Genomic DNA, 25,632 nt, shown 5'->3' with positions numbered 1-25,632 from the left:
AGCGCCGGAAAACCGGCGCCCCTTATTACTGCTTGGTTACGACAGCTTTTTCAGGGTTTGGCGGGAAAGACGGGTCGGTCTTGTCGCCGCGCAGCAGATCAAGCGCGTAGTTCAGCTGAATGTCGTCCTTGGCTTCCGGCGGCACATAGGCAGCAGAACCCGAACCTTCGTCCGTTTCGCTCTGGCCCTGAATGTGACCCGGCAGGCTGGATTCACCTTCGGAGCGAATGCGGCCTTGAAGCTCTGGCGGCAGCGGTTGGTCGACCTTGATATCAGGTTCGATACCTGTGCCCTGAATGGACTTGCCCGATGGCGTGTAATAGAGCGCCGTGGTCAGACGAAGCGCACCGGTTTCACCCAGCGGGATGATCGTCTGGACAGAGCCCTTGCCGAACGAGCGAGTGCCGACAACGGTGGCACGACGCAGATCCTGCAGAGCACCGGCAACGATTTCCGAAGCAGACGCCGAACCACCGTTCACCAGAACGATAACCGGCTTGCCGTCCGTCAGATCGCCCGCGGTTGCGTTGAAGCGACGGGTTTCTTCCGGGTTACGGCCGCGGGTCGAAACCACTTCACCTCTTTCAAGGAAGGCATCCGATACGTTGATCGCCTGATCAAGCAGGCCGCCCGGGTTGAGGCGAAGGTCGAGAACATAACCCTTCAACTTGTCAGCAGGTACCTCGGCCTTGATTTTTTTGATCGCGGCTTCGAGATCGTCATAAGTCTTTTCAGTGAATGAGATCACCCGCAGATAACCAACATTGTCACCTTCAACACGCGACTTGACGGCACGTACGGCAATGATGTCGCGCATAACGGTGATATCAAGCGGCTTGTCAGCACCCTGACGAATGATCGTCAGCTTGATAGGTGTCTTGACCTCACCGCGCATCTTTTCAACGGCCTGCTCGAGCTTGAGACCGCGAACCGGCTGACCATCGATTTCCGAAATGAAGTCGCCAGCCAAGATGCCAGCCTTGGAGGCAGGCGTATCATCGATTGGTGTGATAACCTTGACCAGTTCATTTTCCATGGTCACTTCGATACCGAGGCCACCAAACTCACCCTTGGTCTGGCTACGCATATCGGTAGCATCCTGCGCATTGAGGAAGCTTGAATGCGGATCAAGAGAGCTGAGCATGCCATTGATGGCGTTCTCAACCAGCTTCTTGTCATCCGGTGGCGTTACATATTGTGCACGCACGCGCTCGAATACGTCGCCGAAAATCGACAATTCCTTATAGGTAGACGGCCCAGCGGCCTGCGCCGGGATGCTCGCAGAATAAATGACACTCATCGCCGTGGCACCCATGAGTCCACCGATGAGCAGAAGCGAAACCTTACGAATCATTGTGCGCCCTTCCGGTATTTTTTGCGGTCCACCAAGGTTGGGAATCAACCGGCACACCGTCTTTTCTGAATTCTATGTAAAGCGTTGGCCTATCAGTTTCCAGCGCCAATGCTGCTGCACTGGCCACTCTTTTTGCTCCCATGGAAGCAATGGGTTCACCGGAAAACACGAACATACCCTGACGGGTTCTTATCGCATCCATTCCGGTCAGTACCAGATGGTACCCGTCACCTGCATTGAGAATAATCATTCGGCCATAGCTGCGGAATTCTCCAGCAAAAACAACATACCCGTCTGCGGGGGCTGTTACCAGTGCGCCGGGACCGGTTGCGATCACAACACCGCGAGAGGTATGGCCAGTTCCATCGGCATCGCCAAACTTTCTCAGCACATCGCCCGTTACCGGCATATCCAGTTTGGCCTTCAGACTTGCAAACGGATATGCGGGCGCAATACGGTTTTTATCGGGCATGCCAGCATCGGCATTTGCCCTTTCACGCTCGCGCTCATCTTCCGACAAACGACGAACCCGTTCCTCTTCGGCGCGCATCTTTTCCTGGGCTTCACGGACGGAGAATATCTCGTTTTCCAATGAGGCAACAAGGCTTTCAAGACTGGTTGCCTTAGAGGCAAGTTCTTCAGAGCGTTTGCGTTCCGCTTCAAGGTCCGCAGCCGTGCGCGTTCCCTGCCTGTCATTTTCAGCGAGCAACAGGTCGAGGCGCTTTTCTTCCTCGAGCTTTGCCGTCATCATGGCGGTCAGGTCAATCTTCTCACTGGCGATGGCCTTGCGCACATCCGTCAATGCCTTGAGGTCCGCGACCAGCTTGTCTGTCTCATGCCGCACACCGGGAACCACAGCTCCAAGTAAAATGGCGCTACGCACGGATGCGAGAGCGTCTTCAGGCGAAACAAGCAGGGCAGGCGGCGGATTACGCCCCATACGTTGCAGAGCAGCCAACACTTCAGCCAAGACACCCCGACGCTCACGAAGCGACGCCTTCACGCCGTCTTCTTGCACACCAAGTTTGGCCAGCCGGTCTTCACCCTCTTCAATCTTGCGTTCAAGATCTTTTCTACGCGACGCAGAATCGATCAATTCCTGGCGGATACGACTGCTGTCCTGATTGAGAGACGCAATGCTTTCTTCCAGCTGTCGAGCCTTGTCTTCGGAAAGACCGATACTATCGACCAGCTCTTGCAAGTCCTCGCGATTACGATCACGCCGCGCTTCAAGGTCATTCAGGGCGTCTGGCTGCGCGGTCTGGCCATTCTGTTCGGTCGGTGCAGCCTGGGTCGGAAAGGGCGCAGCCACCGGCTCTTGCGCGTACACACCCTGCGCAAGCACAAAAAGAGAGACAGCCAAGGCTGCTCCCGCAGAGGTCACGCATCTGGTGTGGGCGCTTTTCCGGTTCATGCCGCTTTCTGGAAAATCAAAATCAAGCGATTAACATACTCTGCTTCGCAATCGCCAGCCAACAACATCCTTTTATTCAGGCAACACAATGGCGTGTTTCCTTATACCCTGTGGTAAGGATGCCCCGAAAGAATGGTAACGGCGCGATAAAGCTGCTCGGCAATCAGGATTCGAACAAGCTGGTGTGGCCAGGTCAGTTTCCCGAGACATAAAACAGCTGAGGCTTTTTCATAAAGGGCAGGATCGAGACCATCTGCACCACCGATGGCAATGACAAGATCACGTTTGCCACCATCACGCAGATTGCCGATGGCATCTGCAAAGGCCGGGCTATCAAGTGCCTTGCCGCGCTCATCCAGCAAGATAAGCGCTGCCCCGTCGGTCAAATGTTTCTCAAGCAGTGCCGCTTCTTCGCGTTTTCTGGTCTCGGCATTCGATGCACGGCTTTCTGCCACCTCGATCACCCGTGAAAACTCAAGACCGATGGCCGGACCACTTTTGGCAAAACGGTCTAGATAACGCGACGCAAGATCCTTCTCAGGACCGGATTTGAGCCGCCCCACCGCAAAAATCGCAATCCGCATTCCTGCTCCACATTGGTTGGTGATCAACGGTAGCAAGGGTCAGAACGCTGAACAATGACATGACCGCGGAATTTTTTCGGCCAGACGCCCATCGTCCGGCCGCGCTTGACGACACTCAAGAATGCTCTAGGTCTGAAATCCAGTTCAGAGGGAGCTTTCGTTCAGTGCAGTGTTTCTTCCTCGATATCCGGCGTCGCCCACATCTTTTCGATGTTGTAAAACACACGAATTTCCGGACGGAACACATGCACGATAATGTCACCCGTGTCGATCAGAACCCAATCACCGGTTTCCAGCCCTTCCACGCGGGCGTTACGGAAACCATCATCTTTGAGGTCTGAAATAAGGTGTTCACAGATAGCCGAGACATGCCTGCTCGATCGCCCGGAAACTACAACCATGTAGTCCGCGAGCGCCGATTTCCCGGCAATATTCAAGGTAACGATATCTTCTGCCTTGGAGTCATCGAGGCTGGCGATGACGGTTTCGAGGGCACGTCTGGCGGCATCGGCGCCACTGTCATGACCCTTCGGGATAGCAACGGATGCTCTTCCCTTAGCGTGTACTGTTGTCAGAGGTTGTCCTTTCATATTTGACAAAACAAGCACAAAACGAACCGATTCTTTTTTCGATCCGTTACATGAAGGTGGCATCAAAGCCACCGGTTTTCAAGGGATCGCTTAAATCACCTTTTATCTCTTCACTGAATTGCGCAGAGCCGTGGAACTTAAGGTCGAGCGGGGACCATGGACAAAGGTCCAGGCTGGGGCGTTTTTGGTCCACAATACGCCAGCGTCATCTTCATCGACACGCGCATGACTGTAAGCCTGCGCCATCGTGGATGACAAATAGGACAGGGTCGCTCCCGGTCTATCAATAACTGCAATTGGAAATGTCTCGGCGATTTCCCGCCATTTCTGCCAGCGGTGGAAGCTCTTTAAATTGTCTGCCCCCATGATCCAGATGAACCGGACTCCCGGGTTTCTAGCCTTGATCTTCTTGAGCGTATTGGCGGTATAACTGACCCCGAATGACTTCTCAAAGGCCGTGATCTTGATACGTGGATCATGAACCAGATGTTCACACGCCTGGATGCGCGCGGAAAGCGGGGCAAGTTCCTTGTGGTTTTTAAGTGGATTGCCCGGCGTCACCATCCACCACAGTTGATCCAGCCCCAAACGGCGCAACGCGATTTCTGCGACCAGCGCATGCCCACCATGTGGTGGATTGAACGACCCACCAAACAGCCCCACCACCATGCCGCGCTCCACATGCGGCATGGTCAGGTAACGCCGGTTGACAGGGTCTGCCATCAAAACGTCAGGTCCGTATCTGGCCGGTGCCATGCACGCGATATTTGAATGACGTCAACTGCTCCACCCCAACCGGACCACGCGCATGCATCTTGCCGGTCGCGATACCGATTTCCGCACCCATCCCGAATTCTCCGCCATCCGCAAATTGCGTTGAGGCATTGTGCAGCAGAATGGCTGAGTCGATCTCGTTGAAGAAGCGTTCAACAACCGCGCCATCTTCGGCAATGACCGCTTCCGTATGGTTGGAGGAATAGGTGCTGATATGCTCGATCGCGCCGGAAATTCCGTCCACCAGACGGACCGAAATGATCGCATCCAGATATTCGGTGCGCCAGTCTTCCTCGGTCGCGGCCTTCACACCGGAAATGGCCTTTTCAACGGCTTCGGAACCGCGAACTTCACAACCCGCATCAAGAAGAACCTTGACCAGCGGCTCCAGATGCGTGGAAGCAACAGCCTTATCGATAAGCAGGGTTTCAGCGGCACCGCAGATACCGGTCCGGCGCATCTTGGCGTTGAGAACAATCTTTTCGGCCATTGCAAGGTCAGCGGATTTGTCCACGTAGATGTGGCAAATGCCTTCGAGATGCGCAAAAACCGGCACGCGGGCCTCCGTCTGCACCCGCGAGACAAGGCTTTTTCCGCCGCGCGGGACAATGACGTCCACGGTGCCATTCAGGCCGCCAAGCAAGGCACCGACCGCTGCACGATCGGCAACGGGGACCAGTTGAATGGCATGTTCCGGCAGGCTGGCAATTTTCAAACCTTCAACGAGGCAGGCATGAATTGCTTGCGACGAATGTAAGGAGTCCGAACCACCGCGCAAGATGACCGCGTTGCCCGCCTTGAGGCAAAGCGCGCCAGCGTCCGCAGTCACATTGGGTCGGCTTTCGTAAATCACGCCGATAACACCAAGCGGGGTCCGCACGCGTTCGATCTGTAAGCCATTGGGGCGATCCCACGCGGCAATGACCTGACCGACCGGGTCAGCAAGTGCCGCAATGGCGCGAATGCCTTCTGCGACCGAAGCAATACGGGTTTCATCAAGGGTCAGGCGGTCAATAAAGGAGGCAGCAAGGCCCACCTTTTTACCAGCCGCCAGGTCTATCGCATTGGCCTGAAGAATCTTGTCTTTCGATGCCTCGATCGCAGACGCCATAGCCAGCAACGCACGGTTCTTTTGATCCGTCGACGCCACTGAAAGAGGTCGCGCAGCAGCTTTCGCCTGAAGACCGATCGTATTCATCAGTCCGTCAATATCATGGCTACGGCTCACGGCCTGCTCAGGCATGGATTTCATCCTTCTTTACGGCTGATACGGTCACACTTGCGCCGGTCATAACGAGATCGTCGCGATGGATCATGGCGGAACGTCCGACATAACCCAGAATAGCTTCAATTTCCGAGGACTTGTGCCCAGTAATCTGGCGGGCCTCTTCGGCATCGTAACCGGCAAGACCACGCGCGATTTCACGCCCGTCCACGCCGATGATGGCCACGGCATCGCCGCGCCCGAAATTGCCGCTCACCCGCCGCACGCCGGCTGGCAAAAGGCTTTTTCCGGCATAAAGCGCAGTCTGTGCACCGGCATCGACATGCACTTCACCGGCAGGCTGCAATTGTCCGGCAATCCAGGTTTTGCGCGCGGTGACAGGTGTGCCTGACGGCGCAAACCACGAGGACCGCGCACCCTCGTCAATCGCACGAAGGGGATTAAGGGTCTTGCCGGACGCGATAATCATGCCGCAACCGGCAGCCGTCGCAATCTTGCCAGCATCAATCTTGGTGCGCATGCCGCCACGCGACAGTTCCGACGCAGCGCCACCTGCCATTGCCTCAATTTCAGGCGTGATCGTTGCAATACTGTCGAGAAACTTGGCGTCGGGATCAAGATGCGGGGGCGCTGTATAAAGCCCGTCAATATCCGATAACAGCACCAGAAGGTCGGCTCCGGTCATCGTCGCAACCCGGGCTGCAAGACGATCATTGTCGCCATAACGGATTTCGGTTGTCGCAACCGTATCGTTTTCATTGATGATCGGAATAGAGCCGATCTTCAGAAGCTGGTTAATAGTCGCGCGGGCGTTGAGATAACGCCTGCGCTCCTCCGTATCGGACAGCGTCAACAGGATTTGCCCGGCTATAATGTCATGCCGTGAAAGGCTCTCAGACCAGGCGCGGGCCAGAGCAATCTGGCCAACTGCTGCTGCTGCCTGGCTTTCTTCCAGCTTCAATGCGCCGGATGGCAGTCCTAGGACGGTACGCCCGAGCGCAATCGCACCCGAAGACACCACCTGAACATCAGCGCCCTTCGCCTTCAAAGCGGCGATGTCTTCGCAAATCGCGTCCAGCCAGTCTTTTTTCAGACCGCTCTTACGGTCAACAAGCAGAGCCGAACCGATCTTGATAACGATGCGGTGGTGGCTGGAAACAGGTTTGCGCTTTGCGCTCATAACCGGTCGTCTCCGTCATCCTCACCGCTTCTGTCCTCGATCGGCATGGAACGGTCTGGCAGCGCAGTTTCACCGCCTGCTGCAGAAACAATAATGTCACGCAGCGCACGCAACACTTCCGTCATGCCGGCATGGGTCGCTGCCGAAATCAGAAGTGGCGGACGTCCACACGCCTTTTCCAACTCTTTGGCTTTTTTCTTCAGTTCTTTTTCGTCGAGAACGTCGATCTGTGAAAGGGCAACAATTTCCGCCTTGTCGGTCAGACCACCGCCATAGGCCTCAAGCTCGGCCTTGACCGTCTTGTAAGCTTGGCCAACCTTTTCTTCCTGCGCCGAAACCAGATGCAGCAATACGCGCGTCCGCTCGACGTGACCGAGAAAACGGTCGCCGATACCAACACCTTCATGCGCACCTTCGATCAGGCCCGGAATGTCAGCCAGCACGAATTCGCGGCCATCGATGGTCGCAACGCCAAGGTTGGGATGCAGCGTGGTAAATGGGTAGTTGGCAATCTTCGGGCGCGCGCGGGTAACCGTGGCGAGGAAGGTGGACTTTCCTGCATTCGGCAAACCAACCAGACCGGCATCGGCAATCAGCTTGAGACGCAGCCAAACGGTTTTTTCTTCACCGGCCAAACCAGGATTTGCCCAGGTCGGTGCCTGGTTGGTCGAGGATTTGAAATAGGCGTTGCCGAAACCACCGTTACCACCGGCGGCCAGACGGAACCGCTGGCCTTCCTTGGTCAGGTCGGCAATCAGCGTTTCATTGTCTTCTTCAAAAATCTGCGTCCCAACTGGCACTTTCAGCGTCACGTCAGAACCCTTGGCGCCGGTACGGGTCTTGCCCATGCCATGCTGGCCGATCGACGCTTTGAAGTGCTGCTGAAAGCGGAAATCGATCAGCGTGTTAAGGCCGTTGACCACTTCCACCCAGACATCGCCACCACGTCCGCCGTCACCGCCATCCGGTCCGCCGAACTCGATGAACTTTTCGCGCCGGAAGGATACAGCGCCTGCGCCGCCATCACCGGACTTGATATAGACTTTTGCTTCATCGAGAAATTTCATTGTAGTGCCGTTCTGTCAGCCGTTTACGCAACATTGCTTTTGTCGCTTGGAATATAGGCGCTTTGCCCGCACGTCAAAGATTATCGTGACGGGCAGCGCCATGTAAAACAAGGCCGGCTTCGCAAGAAACCGGCCTCGTGTATGGTTATCGCGGTCGTGAAGGCACGAAATCCTCGGCCGTCAAGACGGTATCCAGATGCGCAACCATTGCCGCGCGCGAGACAGCGTAGGTCTCATGGCAACCGGTAATCCGGAAACCCAGCTTCTCCTGAACCCGCAGCGAACCGGGGTTATCCGCAAACACACCAGAATGCATGGTCGCATTCGGCATGCGGCGGAAGAACCGTTCAACAACACCGCTAACCGCCTCCGTCATATAGCCCTTGCCCCAATAGAAGCGGTTGAGCCAGTAACCAAGATGCCATTCGCCATGGCGAAACTCGACGGAAACGACACCAATCAACGTGTCATCATCGCGGGTGATGGCAAAATCCCAATCCGGTAACGTGCCGGATGTCCGCAGGATAAGCCATTCCAAAGCATCCTGCCGGTAATAAGGGGCAGGAACTCTGGCCAGCATGCGTGTTACTGCAAAATCACTCAAGGATTCTGCAATGCTGCCGGCATCGGCAAGCCGTTGCGGCCTAAGCACCAGACGACGTGTTTCAATGGTCGGGCAGGGACCGGGAGGTGGCAGGGTATCAACCTGCCTGCTGCGCAACAATTCAGCATTGGTCATCGCATATCCCCCCAGCTTCTGAGAGAAACCCAGGTCTTGCGATCCAGCCGGAACCATTCGACAGGCACCATGCCGCCCAAAGCCAGCGAACCGACCATGCCGGAGCTCTGGAACTGGAAACCGCACTTCTGGATAACGCGGCGCGATGCGACATTGGTGACCCGGCAACGTGCATCGATGAAGTCGATGTCACGGGTGCGGAACGCCATGTCGATCAGGGCATGTGCAGCTTCGGTCGTGTAACCATTATTCCAGTAGGGTTCGCCTAGCCAATAGCCAAGCTCGACCGTACCGGGATCATCAGGGTCAGGCTCCAGACCGCAGCACCCCATAAACTCGCCATTGTCCATGCGGGTAATCGCATAGACGCACTTGCCAATCTCGCCAGCTTTCGTACGTCGCACAAAATCAGCGGCATCTTTGGCCGTATATGGGAGCGGCATACGCGACACCATGGTCGCAATATTGGCATTGTTGGCGAGATGGGCAAGGGCGTCAATGTCTTCTTCGTGTGGCGCGCGCAAAACGAGCCGTTGCGATAATAAGACAGGGCAATCGGTCCTTGACCGCTGCGGCCTCAGCCGTTCCTGGGGCGACCGCTCTTGGTCAGCCCTGATCAATTCATCCTGCATGGTTCAGTCCTCCTGTTGGGATAAAGAAAAAGGGGAGATGGGTGGTGCCCCATCTCCCCTGTTTTCTGACTGAACCTAAAGCGTCAGCCGGGTCGATGAGACACCGGCTGCATATAACGCTTGCCGGCTTATTCTGCGGCTTCCGCTTTCGGTGCCACAGACACGTATACGCGGCCGTTAGCCTTCGTACGGAAGGATACGTTACCGGCGGTCAGCGCAAAAATCGTGTGGTCCTTGCCGAGGCCAACGTTGGTGCCCGGATGCCACTGCGTGCCGCGCTGGCGCAGAATAATGTTGCCTGGAATGACGGCTTCGCCGCCGAACTTCTTTACGCCAAGGCGCTTGGAATTCGAATCGCGACCGTTACGCGATGAACCGCCAGCTTTTTTGTGTGCCATTGGAGTGCTCCTTTAAAACCTAGTTTCCCGTGACGCGCCGATTAGGCAGCAACGATGTCCGTGATACGAACAACAGTGTGATGCTGACGATGACCGCGAATACGCTTCGAGTTCTGACGACGACGCTTCTTGAAGGACAGAACCTTCTTGCCGCGGTTGTGTTCAACAACTTCAGCCTTGACGGTCGCGCCCTTTACGAAGGGTGCACCGAACTTTGCGTCGGCGCCTTCGCCGATAACGAGAACTTCGGTGAATTCTACAGTGTCACCAGCTTCGACTTCCAGCTTTTCGATGGTAAGTACGTCGTTGGCGGCCACGCGGTACTGCTTACCGCCGGTCTTGATGACTGCGAACATTTTTTATCCTTTCATGTTCGTTCCGGCTCTGATCACTTGAAACCAAGTGTCCGGCCGTCTTTTTATCAGTCGGAGTAGTGAAAACCCTGAGCCAATGGCGTCAAAATCTTCACCGGTGAAACCTGCCCGAAAAGGCAGAACAAAACAGAAGACGCACTACGCCCCTTCAATTCGCGTGCCGGGATACTTGAGCGCCCTTGATCTGTCAAGGCACAAACCACGCAAAATCCCTTGTCAGCCATGCCATTTGCGATGATTTTTCATGTTCTTGCAAACGGCTCTCGAAATTTCTGCTTCAACTGTTTATATGATGGCCATAGCAAGGAGTAAAAATGGCCCGCATTGACCAGACCGACGATTGGCGGGACCGCCATGCACCAACAATTTCCAGTTTTGAGTCCTTGGCTATCGAGGCGTACGGCCACCTGCCGGAAGAATTCCGCGGACTGACCAACAATCTCATTATCGAAATTTCCGATTTCCCGACGGATGAAGTTTTCGAGGACATGGCGCTCGAAACCCCGTTCGACCTCTTGGGATTGTTTGAGGGCAGGGGCATTACCGAACGTTTCACCATGGAAACGGGTGAAATGCCGAACCGTATCACGCTCTATCGCCGTCCTATCCTGGATTATTGGGCCGAAAACGAAGAGACACTGGGCGACATCATCACCCATGTTCTCATCCACGAAATCGGCCACCATTTCGGTCTGTCCGATGACGACATGGAGCGCATCGAAGAAAGTGCTGAAGCTGCTGCTTCCGAACGCTAAAAGACAGATACCCGCATGTTGAATGCGGGCACCATCTTCCGGAAATGCTGAAAAAGATAGCCGCGATTATTGCTCGCCGAGCTTCATGTCCGGGTGATAGTCCTTACCCTCAACGGTCTTGGTGACCGGCTGGCCGCAATGCATGACGCCAGTTGCCGCGCTGAAAGCATAGGTCGGTGATCCCGCAAGCTCCCAACCCTTGTTGAGGGCATCGGTGACGCGATGGCAAAACTTTGCATCATCGGGACCGGTGATAAAACGGTAGAGTTTCATAGTCTGTCTGCCTTTCTTGCGTCTATGGCACTAGCCATTTGCAACAGTTTTTCAGCACCCGTTACATGCAGGCGCTCAATCATGCGACCATTCGCGTTGATAATGTTCAGACCAGCCGCCTCGGGCGCAGCAAAAGCAGCAACAATACTGCGTGCTTCCTCCAAAGCGTCTTCTGACGGCGCAAAATGCCGGTTTGCAGCAGCGATCTGCGCCGGATGAATCAGCATCTTGCCATCAAACCCCATGGCACGGCCCTGCTCGCACTCAGCTGCATAACCGTCGAGATCACGGAAATCATTTGACACGCTATCGATGACATCAAGGCCGTAGGCTCTTGCAGCCAGCACGATCTGCATCAGCCAGGAAACCAGATATGTGCGGCCGGGCAGATTGGGCACACCGGTTTCCTTGCGCAGATCGTTGAGGCCGACAACAAAGGCCGAAAGACGCGAGTCTGGTGTGTGTGCTGCCTCGGCGACGGCAGCCGCATTCAAAACACCACGCGGTGTTTCAATCATGGCCCAGATGCGCATGTTCTCCGCGCCATCTCTCTCGGTCAGAATATCAGAGATGTCATGAACGTCAGACGGCTGGTCGACCTTGGGCAACAAGACCGCATCGGGCACGCAACGCAAAACCGTTTCAAGATCTGCACGGCCGAACGTACTGTCAAAGGCATTGATGCGGATGATCGTTTCGCGCCCGACAAGTGGGGTCTTGTCAAAAAAACGCTCCAAAGCTTCGCGTCCCTGCTGCTTGGCATCAACAGCCACAGAATCTTCGAGATCGAAAATCACCGCATCACAGTCGAGATCAGGTAGTTTTTGTAGCGCACGTTCATTGATTGCGGGCACACAAAGTACCGAACGGCGCGGACGAGCAATATTTTCAGGCTCAAATTTGATCATGCCGCACTTGTGTCAAGGTTTTGTGGCATCTGCAAGCACACTTCGCGTCGAATCCTCTTGCAAGCAAGGCAGACAACGCCCACATTGCTGATGAACGAAAGGTTTTGAATTATGCAAGGCATCCGCACTTTAATCATAGCGGCTTCCAGCATCGCAATTTTGGCGCTGGCCGCCGTTTTCACGGCTTCTCTTACTGTGGCATTTGTTGGCGTGCTCGCGCTCATCAGCATTACTCGCGCAGTAACTGCCCGACTGAAACCGGCACCTATTCCGGTCAAGACCCGCAATCAGAGCCAGCGTGACATCCGCGTCTGGAACGACGGCAAGGGCACAATCATCGACCTTTGATGATATGAAAGCGCACTGGAAAAGCAGCGGCGTTTCCGCTGCTTTGAAGTGGCGTATGCCCGTTGAGCTGTTTTCCCTTCAAATCTTGCGGGAATTGCTTTATTGGCGACATCATCATGCGCAAAGCCCGATTTTGCTTTGCGAATACAGCCAAGCTGGAGCGATAGATGGACAAGTTCACCAAGCTGACGGGTGTTGCCGCCCCCATGCCGGTCGTTAACATCGATACGGACATGATTATTCCGAAAGATTACCTCAAGACCATCAAGCGTACCGGTCTGGGCAAGGGTCTTTTTGCGGAATCCCGTTACCTTGAAGACGGTTCCCCAAATCCGGATTTCGTGCTGAACAAGCCCGCCTACCAGAATGCACAGATCCTTGTGGCTGGCGACAATTTCGGTTGCGGTTCGTCGCGTGAGCATGCGCCATGGGCGCTTCTGGACTTCGGCATCCGTTGTGTCATCTCGACCAGCTTTGCCGATATCTTCTACAACAACTGTTTCAAGAACGGCATTCTGCCGATCATCGTCAGCCCGGAAAATCTAGAAAAACTGCTGGACGACGCATCGCGCGGCTCCAACGCCGTTCTCAGCGTCGATCTCGAAAACCAGCAGATCAGTGGTCCTGACGGCGGCACGATCAGCTTCGAAATCGATGCCTTCAAGCGCCATTGCATGCTGAACGGTCTCGATGACATTGGCCTGACGCTGGAACATTCTTCAGCTATCGAGACGTTTGAAAAAACCAACGCATCCGTCCGTCCCTGGGCGTAAACAGCTTTACCTGACTATTTAGAGCCGATTTGGAACGAAAATCCGTACCAAATCGGCTTTTGCTTTCCTTGAAATGCCCTCATCCCAAGGATATGAAACCTGGACCCCCGCAGACCGCGTCACGTCTCACGTGAAACACGGTCAGGCGGGATTGAGGTTTTCACGTTGTGCATGCCGTTATCGCAAAACCGGTTACGGTTTTCCGGTATGCGCCAAGGAGAGGTTCCCATGACAGTTCGCACCCTGTTTCTGCTGCCCGGCGACGGCATCGGCCCTGAGGCCATGGCTGAAGTCCGCAAGCTGATCGACCACATGAACAGCGCCCTAAACACCGGCTTCAAGATCGAAGAAGGTCTTGTGGGCGGTTCGGCCTATGACGCCCATGGTGTGGCGATTTCCGATGCAGACATGGAAAAGGCGCTGGCAGCAGACGCCATTCTGTTTGGTGCCGTTGGTGGTCCGAAGTGGGATGGCGTGCCGTACGAGCAGCGTCCGGAAGCAGGGCTGTTGCGCCTTCGCAAAGATCTCGAGCTTTTCGCCAACCTGCGTCCGGCCATCTGCTACCCGGCACTTGCTGCCGCTTCCTCGCTGAAGCAGGAACTGGTTGAAGGTCTCGATATCCTCATCGTTCGAGAACTGACCGGTGGCGTCTACTTTGGCGAGCCGAAGCAGATCATCGACTTGGGTAACGGCCAGAAGCGCGGTATCGACACACAGATCTACGACACATTCGAGATTGAGCGTATCGCCAGCGTTGCCTTCGAACTGGCCCGCACCCGTGGCAATCGCGTTTGCTCGATGGAAAAGCGCAACGTCATGAAATCGGGCGTGTTGTGGAACCAGGTTGTGACGGAAACCCACGCTGCGAAGTATAAGGACGTACAGCTGGAGCACATGCTGGCAGATGCCGGCGGCATGCAACTGGTGCGCAAACCAAAACAGTTTGACGTCATCGTTACCGACAACCTGTTCGGCGACATGCTGTCCGACGTCGCGGCCATGCTGACCGGTTCGCTGGGCATGCTGCCATCCGCTTCGCTTGGCGCACCGGATGCCAAGACAGGCAAACGCAAGGCCATGTATGAGCCGGTTCACGGTTCGGCACCGGATATCGCCGGTCAGGGCATCGCCAACCCGATCGCCATGATCGCCTCCTTCGCCATGTGCCTGCGTTATTCGTTCAACATGGTCGACGAGGCAACCCGACTGGAAACAGCAATTGCCAACGTGCTGGAAAAGGGCACTCGTACCTCCGACATCATGGATGAAGGTTGCCGTCAGGTTGGCACCTCTGAAATGGGTGACGCGGTTCTGGCCGAGTTCAAGGCACTGTCTGCCTGATCCAACCCAAAAACTTTAGAGAAGGCGGGCAGAGGAGCGATGTTTCTCTGCCCGTTTGTTATTGAGTGCCCGCATCTTTCGGTAGAAGATGCTCATACTGCTTGTCGGTCAGCGTTTTCATGAACGCCACCAAAGCATCGACGCGCTTGTCATCAAGCGCCGGCCCTGCCGTCAACTCTGTCATGGCGATATTTTCAGGGACTTCCGGTGCAGCCCAGACGTCACCGGTTTCCGGATTGATCTGACGGCTTTTTTTCTTGCTATTGTACTTCACGTAAAACAGCACAACGGTGCGCAAATCCTTGAACACGCCATTGTGCATGTAAGGACCGGTTACGGCGACGTTGCGCAGTGTCGGTACCTTGAACTTGCCGCGCTGCGCATCGGCATCTGTCACCGCCGGGTTCTGCGCCAGACCCGTGTCGACTGTACCCACTTTTGAGCCATTGGCTTTGCGCACCGCCGTATTCTCCGGCACGCCAATATTGAAATATTTGTGGTTGGTGAACAGCCCTTTTTCAATACCGTTCGGTCCGTTGACCTCATGGCAGAGATTGCAGTTGGTGAACTGTTTGGAGAAAAACAGTACCCGACCCAGTTCTTCCTGATCCGTCAGTTTTTCTTCGCCGCGCAGATACCGATCATATTTGGAATCGAAGGGCGCGAATTCGTCGGTGCGCTCAAAAGCAGCCAATGCCTTTGTCATCGCGTCATAGGCATCATCAGGATTATCAAATACTTTGGATCCAAATTGCGTGCCGAAGGCTGCAACATAATCCGGATTTTCTTTGAGACGTCCAACCACTGTGGCCTTATTGGGCATGCCCATTTCCACTGGGTTCAAGGGCGGACCTGCGGCCTGATCTTCAAGGCTCGAGGCGCGACCATCCCAGAACTGGCCTCCGACATATTCGCCCGCTTCATTTTTGCTGAACGGGGGAGAGAGCTTTGCGTAAGACGCGGTTGGCGCATTGCGATCACCAAGCGAACTGCCATTGTCGCCAAGCGATACGTCTTGGCCAGCACCGTCGTTCTCCCGCACATCCACCAAGCCGAAACCCTGCATGTGGCAGGTGGAGCAGGCTTGGCTGCGATTATGGGAAAGATTGGGGTCGTTGAATAACGCTTCGCCCAGTTTCTCTATCGTCGCGTAATCCTCGCCACTATGGGCATGCGAAAACCAAAGAGCACCATTCGCGGAAGCGAACAAAGCCGCGCTGGTTATGACAAGACGGAAGGTGATCTTAAACATGGTCTTTCAATACCGGCCTAATGCCGCATTATTGTTGACCTATATCACCTCAGCCCATTCAAACGCCAGAAACTTTCTTTTTTGCTTCCACTTTGCCACAGCCGTGACTGGCAGCAGCCATCACGTGTTGCGAAGGCGTCCTTGCATCAGGTCAACAACCGCGCGTGCTGCTTCAAGCACATGGGTGCCAGGACCAAACACGGCAGCTACGCCATTATCGAGCAGATACTGATAATCCTGGCGCGGAATAACACCGCCCACCACCACAATCACATCTTCTGCACCCCTTGCCTTCAGCGCCTGAACCAGCTGTGGCGCCAGCGTCTTATGACCCGCCGCAAGCGACGACATACCGACCACGTGAACTTTGCTCTCAATAGCCAGGGTTGCCGCCTCTTCAGGCGTCTGGAACAGGGGGCCAGCTACGACCTTGAAGCCAACATCGCCAAAGGCCGAGGCAATGACCTTGGCACCGCGATCGTGCCCGTCCTGTCCAAGTTTTGCGACCATGATTTTCGGTTGGACTTTCAAGACACCGGCAAGTTCGGTCAATCGACCCTTCAGCGTCGAAAACTCGGGATCGTCACCATAGGCTGCGCCATAGACATTATCGACAACATCTGGCACGGCGGAGTGATCGCCAAACACCACACGCATGGCATCTGAAATTTCACCAACCGTCGCACGCGCACGCGCCGCTTCAACAGCCGCTTCCAGCAGGTTACCCTGTCCCGACTTTGCCACGTCGGACAGTCGGGCGAGTGTCTGCTCCAGTGTTTTCGGATCACGCTGCTGACGCAGCTTGTCCAAACGTTTGATCTGTGCTGCTCGGACTGCACTATTATCGATTTCCAGAATGTCGATAGGTTCTTCGTTTTCCAGACGGAAACGATTGACCCCGACAATCACCTCTTCTCCGCGATCAACCGCAGCCTGCCGGCGCGTCGCCGCCTCTTCGATAAGCCGTTTTGGCAGACCATCCGACACGGCCTTGGTCATGCCGCCCAACCCTTCTACTTCCTGGATAAGCTGCCAGGCTTTCTCTGCCAGCTCATGGGTCAGACTTTCCACGTAATAGGAACCAGCCAGTGGGTCGACGACCTTCGTCACGCCGGTTTCATGCTGCAAAATAAGCTGGGTATTGCGGGCAATACGCGCCGAAAAATCGGTCGGTAGGGCTATTGCTTCATCCAGTGCATTGGTGTGCAAGGATTGCGTACCGCCGAGCGCTGCCGACAGCGCTTCATAGGCGGTGCGGATAACATTGTTGTATGGGTCCTGCTCTTGCAACGACACACCCGACGTTTGGCAATGGGTGCGCAGCATGAGGGAAGACGGCTTCTTCGGCTCGAATTCCTCCATGATGCGAGACCACAAAAGACGTGCGGCACGCAGTTTGGCAGCCTCCATGAAAAAATTCATGCCAATGGCAAAAAAGAACGACAGCCGACCGGCAAAGGCATCCACATCAAGACCTTTGGCAATTGCTGCGCGTACATATTGCCGGCCATCCGCCAGAGTGAATGCCAGTTCCTGTACCAGTGTCGCCCCAGCCTCTTGCATATGGTAGCCGGATATCGATATCGAGTTGAAGCGCGGCATCTCTTTCGCTGTATATTCGATAATATCGGCAATGATGCGCATCGACGGTTCTGGCGGGTAGATATAGGTGTTGCGCACCATGAATTCTTTGAGAATGTCATTCTGGATGGTGCCGGACAGTTCGGCGCGCGTACAGCCCTGTTCCTCCCCCGCAACGATGAAGTTGGCGAGAATGGGAATGACGGCACCATTCATGGTCATGGAAACCGACATGTCTTTGAGCGGAATGCCGTCAAACAGGATCTTCATGTCCTCGACACTGTCGATAGCAACACCAGCCTTGCCTACATCACCCTCTACCCGCGGATGATCGCTGTCATAACCGCGATGGGTTGCCAGATCGAAGGCAACTGACAGGCCTTTTTGGCCAGCGGCAAGATTACGCTTGTAAAATGCGTTGGATTCTTCCGCTGTGGAGAAACCAGCATATTGGCGGATCGTCCAAGGACGACCGGCATACATGGTCGCACGCGGTCCACGCACAAATGGCTTGAATCCAGGTAAGGTATCGAGGTGATCGATGCCCTCAATGTCCTGCGCTGTGTAGAGCGGCTTGATATCGATGCCTTCGGGTGTGTGCCAGACGAGTGTCTCTGCGGGAGCCTTCACTTCCTTCTCGGCAAGCGCTTCCCAGTCCTTCACTGTCTTGTCCACCGGCATCAATCTCTCCCTTTACCGTCATTCATCCATAGCAAACCACGCTCACCGGATTGGGTTCCAGCGGCGAAGTCCTCATTCAAATTCCAGTATGATTTCGTCAACACTCAGGCTTTGACCGGTTTTTGCAGCAACACTTGAAATGCGCCCGCGTTTTTCAGCTCGCAGCACATTTTCCATCTTCATGGCTTCAACGGTCGCGAGTGCCTGTCCGGCCTCCACATCATCCCCCACGGCCACCAGAACTGAGGTAATGATACCTGGCATTGGGCATAGCAGCATTTTAGAGGTATCAGGTGGCACCTTGACCAGCATCAACCGGGCAAGTTCAGCGATACGCGGCGAGCGAACATTCGCAAGCACATCGATTCCCCGCCAGCGCAAACGAATGCCGGTGCCAGCAATATCCACCTTGGCAAAAAGAACGTCGCCATCAATGGTAAAGACGCCGAGAGTTCTACCCGGCAACCAGTCGGTGGTAACATGTAGATTTTGCTGCTTGTCGATCTGTACAACATCGCCGTCATCGTTTGCTGAGAGGACGATGTGTCTTTCCTGCCCAGCAAGGGAAACAACCCAATCTGGACGAAGGACTTTGTGATGACCGCCAAGAGATCCGGAAATTGCTGTCGCGCGATTTTGCAAACGCTTGTGAATGACGGCCGCAATCGCCACCAACCTGTTTAAACCTTCGGAATCCGGCTCAACGCCGACAAAACCGTCCGGAAATTCCTCAGCGATAAAGCCTGTCGTCAGATTTCCATCGCGAAAACGTGGTTTCTGCATGACCGCTGACAGGAAGGCCAGATTGTGACCGATGCCGTCCACCTCGAACTTGTCCAGCGCCTCAGCCATCGCATCAATGGCGCTTATACGATCCGGCGCCCAAGTGCAGAGCTTTGCAATCATTGGATCGTAATACATGGATATCTCGCCGCCTTCGAACACGCCTGTGTCGTTGCGTACAATCACACCCGTTTCCTGCTGCCCTTCGGCTGGTGGCTGGTAGCGGGAAAGCCTGCCAATCGACGGCAGAAAGTTACGATAGGGGTCTTCAGCGTAAAGTCGGCTTTCAATCGCCCACCCGTTAAGAACGACATCATCCTGCCCAAAAGTGAGTTTTTCGCCCGCCGCGACGTGGATCATCTGTTCGACCAGATCAATACCGGTGATCAACTCGGTGACCGGATGTTCAACCTGCAGCCGGGTGTTCATTTCAAGGAAATAGAAGTCCTTTTGCCCATCAACGATGAATTCAACCGTTCCTGCTGAAAAATAACCGACGGCTTGGGCCAGTGCGACCGCCTGTTCACCCATGGCCCTGCGTGTTGCCGCATCCAGAAAAGGCGAAGGGGCCTCTTCAATAACCTTCTGGTTTCGGCGCTGTATCGAACATTCGCGCTCGCCCAGATAAATCAGATTGCCATGCTGGTCGCCAAGCACCTGAATTTCAATATGGCGCGGTTCGGTGATGAATTTTTCAATAAAGATGCGGTCGTCACCAAAGGAAGATTTCGCCTCGTTTTTTGACGACTGAAATCCTTCGCGAGTCTCCTGATCATTCCAGGCAATACGCATGCCCTTGCCACCGCCACCAGCAGAGGCCTTAATCATCACAGGATAACCGATTTGCACAGCAATCCGGACCGCTTCATCAGCATCAGCGATCAGATCCATATGCCCGGGCACGGTGGAAACGCCTGCCTTGGCCGCAAGCTTCTTGGAGGTGATCTTGTCGCCCATCGCCTCGATGGCACCAACCGGTGGGCCAATGAAAACCACGCCCGCTTTTTCCAAAGCCTCAGCAAAGGCGGCATTTTCAGACAAAAATCCGTAACCGGGATGCACCGCATCGGCACCGGTCGTACGGATTGCCTGAAGAATTTTGTCGATAACGATATAAGACTGGTTTGATGGGGCAGGGCCAATATGCACCGCCTCATCGGCCAGCTTTACATGCAGTGCATTGGCATCTGCATCTGAGTAAACTGCGACAGTGGCAATCCCCACCCTCTTTGCCGTGCGAATAACGCGGCAGGCAATTTCACCACGATTGGCAATGAGGATTTTGGATATCATCTATCACCGCCTCCCAACGGCATAACGCTCAATCAATCAATGTCAAATACTCGGCAGGAACTGCGTCAATCAGCCAGACATCATTGTCTGTCTGATAAAATTGATGCCCGGTGTGTGTTGACATCGAACGTCTATTCCTTGCTGGCGAACGCATGCAGGCTCAAACCTCGAAAACGTCGTCGAAGGATTCCGGGAAGCTCAGGCGCGCCACCTTCTCATTGATCTGCAGCAATGCCTCATAGGACAACGGATCAAAATTCTTTTCGCCAGCAATAACCTCACGCCCGAAGAGCAAATTGATGCGTGCCGCATCAAGATTGCCGCGTTCGAATGGCTCTGAGCCAAAGTGATGCCAGAGAGCATGCAGGAAGGCCGCATCGATACGGTGTTCCTTCGTATCGGGACGAGCCCGACGTGGTAACGCCTTGATTGGCGTTACCCCTTTCGGATTGGCGCGGCGTATCGTGAATTGAACGCCGGTGCCCGGCATGCCGGATGGGAAACCTCGGTGTTTTGTCATGTCGGGCAGGTTTGCCATGGGTAGTCTCCTTACGCCTTTGCAGACGAATTCTGGCCAATTTTGTCCTGTGTCTTCGTATCGAAGTCAGAGGCATCATGGCGCTCATGCAATTGTTCAGATGGGTCGCCGGACGTCTTGTTGACCATGCAACCCCGTTTTACCGCTGGACGCGCGGCAATCTCGTCAGCCCAGCGTTTGACGTTTTTGTAGATGCCGGTGTCGAGGAAGGTTCCGGCATTGGGATAGGACTGGTCGAGAGCCAGCTTGCCATACCACGGCCAGATCGCCATGTCCGCGATAGTGTATTCATTGCCAGCAACAAATTTGTTGTTGGCCAGATGCTGATCGAGAACATCCATCTGGCGCTTGGTTTCCATCGCATAACGATCAATGGCATATTTGATGTGGATCGGGGCATAGGCATAAAAATGGCCAAAGCCACCACCAACAAATGGTGCAGAACCCATCTGCCAGAACAGCCAGTTCATCGTTTCCGTGCGGGCTTTCAGATCTTTTGGCAGGAAGGCGCCAAACTTTTCAGCAAGGTAGACAAGGATCGAACCGGATTCGAAAACGCGAGTTGGTTCCGGTGTCGAATGATCCATCAGTGCCGGAATTTTAGAGTTTGGATTAACCACGACAAACCCTGAACCGAACTGCTCGCCTTCACCGATCTTGATCAACCAAGCATCATATTCAGCACCGGTATGGCCTGCCGCGAGCAGCTCTTCCAGCATGATGCCGACCTTCTGGCCATTGGGTGTTGCCAGGGAATAAAGCTGCAACGGATGTTTGCCGACCGGCAATTCTTTCTGTTTCTGCGCGCCTGCGGTTGGGCGGTTGATACTGGCAAACTGGCCACCATTGCCCGTTTCCCATTCCCAGACTTTCGGGGCTTCATAACCAGCGGGGAAGTTATTCGCGGGAGATCTCTCGGTCATCAAAATGTGTCCTTGTTCCTGAAATGGCGCATCCGGAAAACCGGAATGACCCGGAGGCAATATAGTAAGGCCTCCAAAGCATTTCTGCCCCTATAACGGAATTGTATCGTGTTTTTTCCACCGTACGTCCACCTGCTTGCCACGCAGTGACGCAAAAGCCCGGGCAATGCGACGGCGAGAGGAATGCGGCATGATAACCTCGTCAATGAAACCGCGCTCCGCCGCCACAAACGGATTGGCGAAACGCTCTTCATATTCTTTCGTTCGCGCTGCAATTTTTTCGGGATCACCAAGTTCTGACCGGTAGAGAATTTCGGTGGCCCCCTTGGCGCCCATCACGGCAATTTCAGCCGTTGGCCAGGCGTAATTGATATCGGCACCGATGTGTTTTGATGCCATCACGTCATAGGCACCACCATAGGCCTTGCGGGTAATCAGCGTCACCATTGGCACCGTTGCCTCGGAATAGGCATAAAGCAGTTTTGCGCCATGCTTGATGACACCGCCATATTCCTGTGCCGTACCGGGAAGAAAACCTGGGACATCGACCAGCGTCAGCAGTGGAATGTTAAATGCATCACAGAACCGCACGAAACGTGCAGCCTTACGCGAAGAATCAATATCAAGGCAACCCGCCAGCACCATCGGTTGGTTGGCAACTACCCCTACAGTCTGCCCCTCCAGCCTGATAAAACCGGTGATGATGTTTTTGGCAAAGGCTTCCTGAAGTTCGAAAAAATCCCCTTCATCTGCCAATGCGTGGATCAGTTCCTTCATATCGTAAGGTTTGGCCGAATTGTCTGGCACCAGCGTATCAAGCCGCATTTCAAGCCGTGCAGGATCATCGAAATGCGGTCTTATCGGCGCTTTCTCGCGGTTGTTTGCCGGCAGAAAGTCGAACAACATCCGCACCTTCTCCAGGGTCTCGATGTCGTTTTCATAGGCGCCATCAGCAACGGAAGACTTTTTTGTATGGGTTCCGGCTCCGCCCAGTTCCTCAGCCGTGACAATTTCATTGGTGACAGTTTTCACCACATCCGGCCCGGTCACGAACATGTAGGAGGTGTCGCGAACCATGAAAATGAAATCTGTCATGGCAGGCGAATAGACTGCACCGCCTGCGCATGGCCCCATGATAACGGAGATCTGCGGCACCACACCCGAGGCAATGACGTTGCGCTTGAAGACTTCCGCATAACCGCCAAGTGAGGCAACGCCTTCCTGAATGCGGGCTCCGCCACTATCATTGAGGCCGATGATCGGCGCACCATTGCGCACCGCCATATCCATGATCTTGCAGATTTTTTGCGCATGAGTTTCAGAAAGAGACCCGCCCAGAACGGTAAAATCCTGTGCAAACACATAAACCTGGCGTCCGTTGATCGTTCCCCAGCCGGTCACAACACCATCCCCGGCAATCTTTTGGCTTTCCATACCAAAATCCACCGCACGGTGGGTGACATACATGTCGTATTCTTCGAAAGAGCCCTCATCGAGCAGCACATCAATGCGCTCGCGTGCTGTCAGCTTGCCTTTGGCATGTTGCGCATCGATACGCTTCTGCCCGCCACCAAGACGCGCCTCGGCACGGCGTTCCTGCAACTCTTCAAGAACTGACGGCATTGCTCCTCCCCCAATCACCAAATCAACCTTATGACAGACCGACAAGGGAGGCTATTCAGCCAAAAGTCGCAAGGATTAAATCCATGACTGGCAATTTCAGCCTTTGGCGATGGCGTGGAAAAACGTGCCGGTAACATGACCGCGCCGTCCGCCGGAAGGACCAAGTGGCCGTCCCTGGCCATCGGCAATCTCTGCAAATGGCGCATCATGACCGGGTTCCGTCACCCGCGCATAATGGAACTCGTGCCCGCGCAAGACGTCACCGGCCGAACCGACAGGACCGTCAACGGCAATGGTTGCCTGCCGGTAGCCCAGATTCATCTTGCGTTTGGCAAAGCTGGTCGAATGCGACAGAAGACCCGTCATGGCATGGGTGACACCCTGCGCATCTTCCAGCGCTTCACCCAGAACCATGTAACCACCGCACTCGCCATGAACCGGTTTGCTTTCAGCAAAACGTGATAGGCCTGCTTTGAAGTTTGCAGCAGTACCGAGCGTTGCAGCATGCAGTTCCGGATATCCACCCGGCAACCAGCAGACGTCACAATCATCCCGCGGCTCCTCATCGGCCAGTGGCGAAAACGGAATGATTTCGGCACCTGCCGCCCGCCAATGTTTGTCGAGATGCGGATAGAGGAAGGTAAAAGCAGCGTCCTGCGCCAAAGCGATACGTTGGCCTGGCGGCGCAATCGCGGTTTCACGTGAACCACAATCAAGACTGACGGGTGCTGCGAGTGCCATCAGCGCATCGAGATCAAGCGACTTTTCCATCGCATCGGCCAAGGCCTCGATATGGGCATCAATTTCGGGATGCTCACTGGCCTGTACCAATCCCAGGTGTCGTTCTGGCAAAACCAGCGACGGATCGCGCATCACGCACCCAGCGACAGGCAAGCCGATTTTTTCAATGGCATCGGTGCACAGCGTGCGGTGTCTTTCGCTGCCCGCCCGGTTCAGCACAACAGCAGACATTTTTACGTCAGGATCATAATGGGCAAAACCATAGGCAACCGCTGCCGCGGTTTGCGATTGGCCAGAGACATCCAGCACCAGCAGAACCGGAATGCCGAAAAGCCGCGCCAGATCGGCAGCGCATCCAGTGCGATTTTCGGCAACCGGAATACCATCAAATAGACCCATGGCACTTTCAATCAGCAGCAGCTCCGCACCATCAGCCTGCTCGGCAAACAAGTGCTGCAACAGGTCCGGCTGCATCGCCCAGCTATCCAGATTAAGGCCCGGCGTCCCCGTCGCAACCGCATGAAAGCCGGGATCGATGTAATCCGGACCAGTCTTCACGCCACGGACGTTCACGCCACGGCGTGCGAAAGCCCGCAGCAAGCCAATTGTTACGCTGGTCTTGCCAGACCCGGAACGGGGTGCGCCGATGATGAGTGCGCGCGCAGTCATTCTTTCACTCCAAGGCGAGACCGCATCGAGACGATGTCACCGATCACAATCAGTGCCGGCGCTTCAAACTGTTCGCGCTCGGCATCTGCAGCAATCGTCTCCAGACGACTGGTGAAAATCCGTTCCTGTGGCGTGGTTGCAGACATGATGACCGCAACCGGCGTTTCAGGCGCACGCCCGCCCTGCATCAGCATGGAAACGATCTTTTCGATGTTTTTCAGTCCCATATAAACCACAACAGGCTCATTGGTTTTAGCCAATGCTAGCCAGTCGACGTCATCGTCAGTGCCGGCGGCATGCCCGGTTGCAAGTGTGATAGCCCGGCTGATACCACGCATGGTGACAGGAATGGAGGCTGACGCCAAAGCCGTCAGTGACGAGGTCATACCAGGAAGCACCCGAAACGGAATGCCTGCATCCACCAGAGCTTCCGCTTCTTCGCCACCACGACCGAAAACAAAGGGATCGCCACCCTTAAGACGTAAAACTCTTTTACCCTGACGGGCGAAATCAATCAGCGATGCAGTAATATCGTCCTGCACAGCAGAGGGTTTTCCCCCACGCTTGCCCGCAAAAACAATCTCCGCCTGTGGCGCAAGCTTGAGAACCATGTCGCTTACCAAGGCGTCGCGTACGATGATGTCAGCCTGTCCCAAGGCCGCAGCCACTTCCAGCGTCAGATAACGCGGGTCGCCGGGACCGGCACCGGCCAGCCAGACATGTCCCGGCTGGAGATGCGGACCAGTGGACATGATGCTGTTGAGAATTTCGGCTGTCGTCATTGTCTTTACTTGCTGTTTAACGATGACGGAAAAGCCG

At 55.0% G+C, this 25,632-nt stretch carries 26 protein-coding genes; 4 read left to right on the top strand and 22 right to left on the bottom strand.

What is annotated here, in order from left to right:
- Window positions 1–25: 25 nt before the first annotated feature.
- The 12 genes from HGO37_RS16015 to rplU all read right to left on the bottom strand — a co-directional run bounded on the left by HGO37_RS16015 (window position 26) and on the right by rplU (window position 10,313).
- Window positions 26–1,354 carry a S41 family peptidase gene (locus HGO37_RS16015; RefSeq protein WP_250984190.1) on the bottom strand — a complete coding sequence of 443 codons (1,329 nt, stop codon included), beginning with the start codon at window positions 1,352–1,354 and terminating at the stop codon, window positions 26–28.
- On the bottom strand, window positions 1,344–2,768 hold the full coding sequence (locus HGO37_RS16010; RefSeq protein ID WP_250984189.1) for a murein hydrolase activator EnvC family protein: 1,425 nt from the start codon (window positions 2,766–2,768) through the stop codon (window positions 1,344–1,346). The genes HGO37_RS16015 and HGO37_RS16010 overlap by 11 nt, the downstream gene beginning before the upstream one ends.
- 101 nt (window positions 2,769–2,869) lie before the next feature.
- The gene (gene rlmH, locus HGO37_RS16005; RefSeq protein ID WP_250984188.1) at window positions 2,870–3,352 is read right to left on the bottom strand and encodes a 23S rRNA (pseudouridine(1915)-N(3))-methyltransferase RlmH; all 483 of its coding nucleotides are present in this window, start codon (window positions 3,350–3,352) and stop codon (window positions 2,870–2,872) included.
- 161 nt (window positions 3,353–3,513) lie between these two features.
- Window positions 3,514–3,942 carry a ribosome silencing factor gene (gene rsfS, locus HGO37_RS16000; RefSeq protein WP_250984187.1) on the bottom strand — a complete coding sequence of 143 codons (429 nt, stop codon included), beginning with the start codon at window positions 3,940–3,942 and terminating at the stop codon, window positions 3,514–3,516.
- 102 nt (window positions 3,943–4,044) lie between these two features.
- Window positions 4,045–4,698: a nicotinate-nucleotide adenylyltransferase gene (locus HGO37_RS15995; RefSeq protein WP_192490534.1), complete on the bottom strand. Its 654-nt coding sequence runs from the start codon at window positions 4,696–4,698 to the stop codon at window positions 4,045–4,047.
- Window positions 4,673–5,959, bottom strand: a complete 1,287-nt coding sequence (locus HGO37_RS15990) for a glutamate-5-semialdehyde dehydrogenase (RefSeq protein WP_250984186.1) — start codon at window positions 5,957–5,959, stop codon at window positions 4,673–4,675. The genes HGO37_RS15995 and HGO37_RS15990 overlap by 26 nt, the downstream gene beginning before the upstream one ends.
- The gene (proB, locus tag HGO37_RS15985; RefSeq protein WP_192490536.1) at window positions 5,952–7,121 is read right to left on the bottom strand and encodes a glutamate 5-kinase; all 1,170 of its coding nucleotides are present in this window, start codon (window positions 7,119–7,121) and stop codon (window positions 5,952–5,954) included. The genes HGO37_RS15990 and proB overlap by 8 nt, the downstream gene beginning before the upstream one ends.
- A complete protein-coding gene (obgE, locus tag HGO37_RS15980; protein ID WP_192490537.1) occupies window positions 7,118–8,188 on the bottom strand; it encodes a GTPase ObgE in 1,071 nt (356 codons plus the stop codon). The genes proB and obgE overlap by 4 nt, the downstream gene beginning before the upstream one ends.
- Before the next feature lie 145 nt (window positions 8,189–8,333).
- A complete protein-coding gene (locus tag HGO37_RS15975) occupies window positions 8,334–8,927 on the bottom strand; it encodes a GNAT family N-acetyltransferase (protein ID WP_250984185.1) in 594 nt (197 codons plus the stop codon).
- A complete protein-coding gene (locus HGO37_RS15970; RefSeq protein ID WP_192490539.1) occupies window positions 8,924–9,559 on the bottom strand; it encodes a GNAT family N-acetyltransferase in 636 nt (211 codons plus the stop codon). The genes HGO37_RS15975 and HGO37_RS15970 overlap by 4 nt, the downstream gene beginning before the upstream one ends.
- Before the next feature lie 128 nt (window positions 9,560–9,687).
- Window positions 9,688–9,957 carry a 50S ribosomal protein L27 gene (gene rpmA, locus HGO37_RS15965; protein WP_250984184.1) on the bottom strand — a complete coding sequence of 90 codons (270 nt, stop codon included), beginning with the start codon at window positions 9,955–9,957 and terminating at the stop codon, window positions 9,688–9,690.
- A 41-nt stretch (window positions 9,958–9,998) separates the two neighbouring features.
- The gene (gene rplU, locus HGO37_RS15960) at window positions 9,999–10,313 is read right to left on the bottom strand and encodes a 50S ribosomal protein L21 (protein ID WP_192490541.1); all 315 of its coding nucleotides are present in this window, start codon (window positions 10,311–10,313) and stop codon (window positions 9,999–10,001) included.
- A gap of 332 nt (window positions 10,314–10,645) precedes the next feature.
- Here rplU and HGO37_RS15955 point away from each other — a divergent pair, with 332 nt between their 5' ends.
- A complete protein-coding gene (locus HGO37_RS15955; protein ID WP_192490542.1) occupies window positions 10,646–11,086 on the top strand; it encodes a metallopeptidase family protein in 441 nt (146 codons plus the stop codon).
- Between the two features lie 66 nt (window positions 11,087–11,152).
- Here HGO37_RS15955 and HGO37_RS15950 read toward each other — a convergent pair whose 3' ends face one another.
- Together HGO37_RS15950 and HGO37_RS15945 are read right to left on the bottom strand one after the other, a co-directional pair.
- On the bottom strand, window positions 11,153–11,359 hold the full coding sequence (locus HGO37_RS15950; RefSeq protein ID WP_250984183.1) for a DUF1737 domain-containing protein: 207 nt from the start codon (window positions 11,357–11,359) through the stop codon (window positions 11,153–11,155).
- The gene (locus tag HGO37_RS15945; protein WP_250984182.1) at window positions 11,356–12,267 is read right to left on the bottom strand and encodes an HpcH/HpaI aldolase/citrate lyase family protein; all 912 of its coding nucleotides are present in this window, start codon (window positions 12,265–12,267) and stop codon (window positions 11,356–11,358) included. The genes HGO37_RS15950 and HGO37_RS15945 overlap by 4 nt, the downstream gene beginning before the upstream one ends.
- 111 nt (window positions 12,268–12,378) lie before the next feature.
- On the opposite strand from HGO37_RS15945, the gene HGO37_RS15940 reads away from it, so the two are divergent.
- The 3 genes from HGO37_RS15940 to leuB all read left to right on the top strand — a co-directional run bounded on the left by HGO37_RS15940 (window position 12,379) and on the right by leuB (window position 14,729).
- A complete protein-coding gene (locus tag HGO37_RS15940) occupies window positions 12,379–12,615 on the top strand; it encodes a hypothetical protein (protein WP_250984181.1) in 237 nt (78 codons plus the stop codon).
- A 167-nt stretch (window positions 12,616–12,782) separates the two neighbouring features.
- A complete protein-coding gene (gene leuD, locus HGO37_RS15935; protein ID WP_250984180.1) occupies window positions 12,783–13,388 on the top strand; it encodes a 3-isopropylmalate dehydratase small subunit in 606 nt (201 codons plus the stop codon).
- 228 nt (window positions 13,389–13,616) lie between these two features.
- On the top strand, window positions 13,617–14,729 hold the full coding sequence (gene leuB / locus HGO37_RS15930) for a 3-isopropylmalate dehydrogenase (RefSeq protein WP_250984179.1): 1,113 nt from the start codon (window positions 13,617–13,619) through the stop codon (window positions 14,727–14,729).
- Window positions 14,730–14,787: 58 nt separating this feature from the next.
- Here leuB and HGO37_RS15925 read toward each other — a convergent pair whose 3' ends face one another.
- The 8 genes from HGO37_RS15925 to cobA form a co-directional block, all read right to left on the bottom strand.
- A complete protein-coding gene (locus tag HGO37_RS15925; RefSeq protein WP_250984178.1) occupies window positions 14,788–15,981 on the bottom strand; it encodes a cytochrome-c peroxidase in 1,194 nt (397 codons plus the stop codon).
- A gap of 120 nt (window positions 15,982–16,101) precedes the next feature.
- Complete coding sequence (gene scpA / locus HGO37_RS15920) at window positions 16,102–18,243, bottom strand: methylmalonyl-CoA mutase (protein ID WP_250984177.1); 2,142 nt, start codon at window positions 18,241–18,243, stop codon at window positions 16,102–16,104.
- A 72-nt stretch (window positions 18,244–18,315) separates the two neighbouring features.
- Window positions 18,316–20,319, bottom strand: coding sequence for an acetyl-CoA carboxylase biotin carboxylase subunit (locus HGO37_RS15915; protein ID WP_250984176.1), 2,004 nt, complete (start codon window positions 20,317–20,319; stop codon window positions 18,316–18,318).
- Window positions 20,320–20,479: 160 nt separating this feature from the next.
- Window positions 20,480–20,857: a hypothetical protein gene (locus HGO37_RS15910; RefSeq protein ID WP_192490551.1), complete on the bottom strand. Its 378-nt coding sequence runs from the start codon at window positions 20,855–20,857 to the stop codon at window positions 20,480–20,482.
- An 11-nt stretch (window positions 20,858–20,868) separates the two neighbouring features.
- Entirely contained in the window at window positions 20,869–21,780 is a 912-nt protein-coding gene (yghU, locus tag HGO37_RS15905; protein WP_250984175.1) for a glutathione-dependent disulfide-bond oxidoreductase, read from the bottom strand.
- A gap of 90 nt (window positions 21,781–21,870) precedes the next feature.
- Window positions 21,871–23,403: an acyl-CoA carboxylase subunit beta gene (locus tag HGO37_RS15900; RefSeq protein WP_250984174.1), complete on the bottom strand. Its 1,533-nt coding sequence runs from the start codon at window positions 23,401–23,403 to the stop codon at window positions 21,871–21,873.
- A gap of 96 nt (window positions 23,404–23,499) precedes the next feature.
- Entirely contained in the window at window positions 23,500–24,813 is a 1,314-nt protein-coding gene (locus HGO37_RS15895; RefSeq protein WP_250984173.1) for a cobyrinic acid a,c-diamide synthase CobB, read from the bottom strand.
- Window positions 24,810–25,595: a uroporphyrinogen-III C-methyltransferase gene (cobA, locus tag HGO37_RS15890; protein WP_250984351.1), complete on the bottom strand. Its 786-nt coding sequence runs from the start codon at window positions 25,593–25,595 to the stop codon at window positions 24,810–24,812. The genes HGO37_RS15895 and cobA overlap by 4 nt, the downstream gene beginning before the upstream one ends.
- Between the last annotated feature and the right edge of the window lie 37 nt (window positions 25,596–25,632).

It is taken from the genome of Rhizobium sp. CG4 (genome assembly GCF_023701965.1).
Taxonomy (GTDB): domain Bacteria; phylum Pseudomonadota; class Alphaproteobacteria; order Rhizobiales; family Rhizobiaceae; genus Agrobacterium.
The sequence above is the reverse complement of the archived record's forward strand: the minus strand, read 5'-3'. Positions and strand labels throughout refer to the sequence as shown.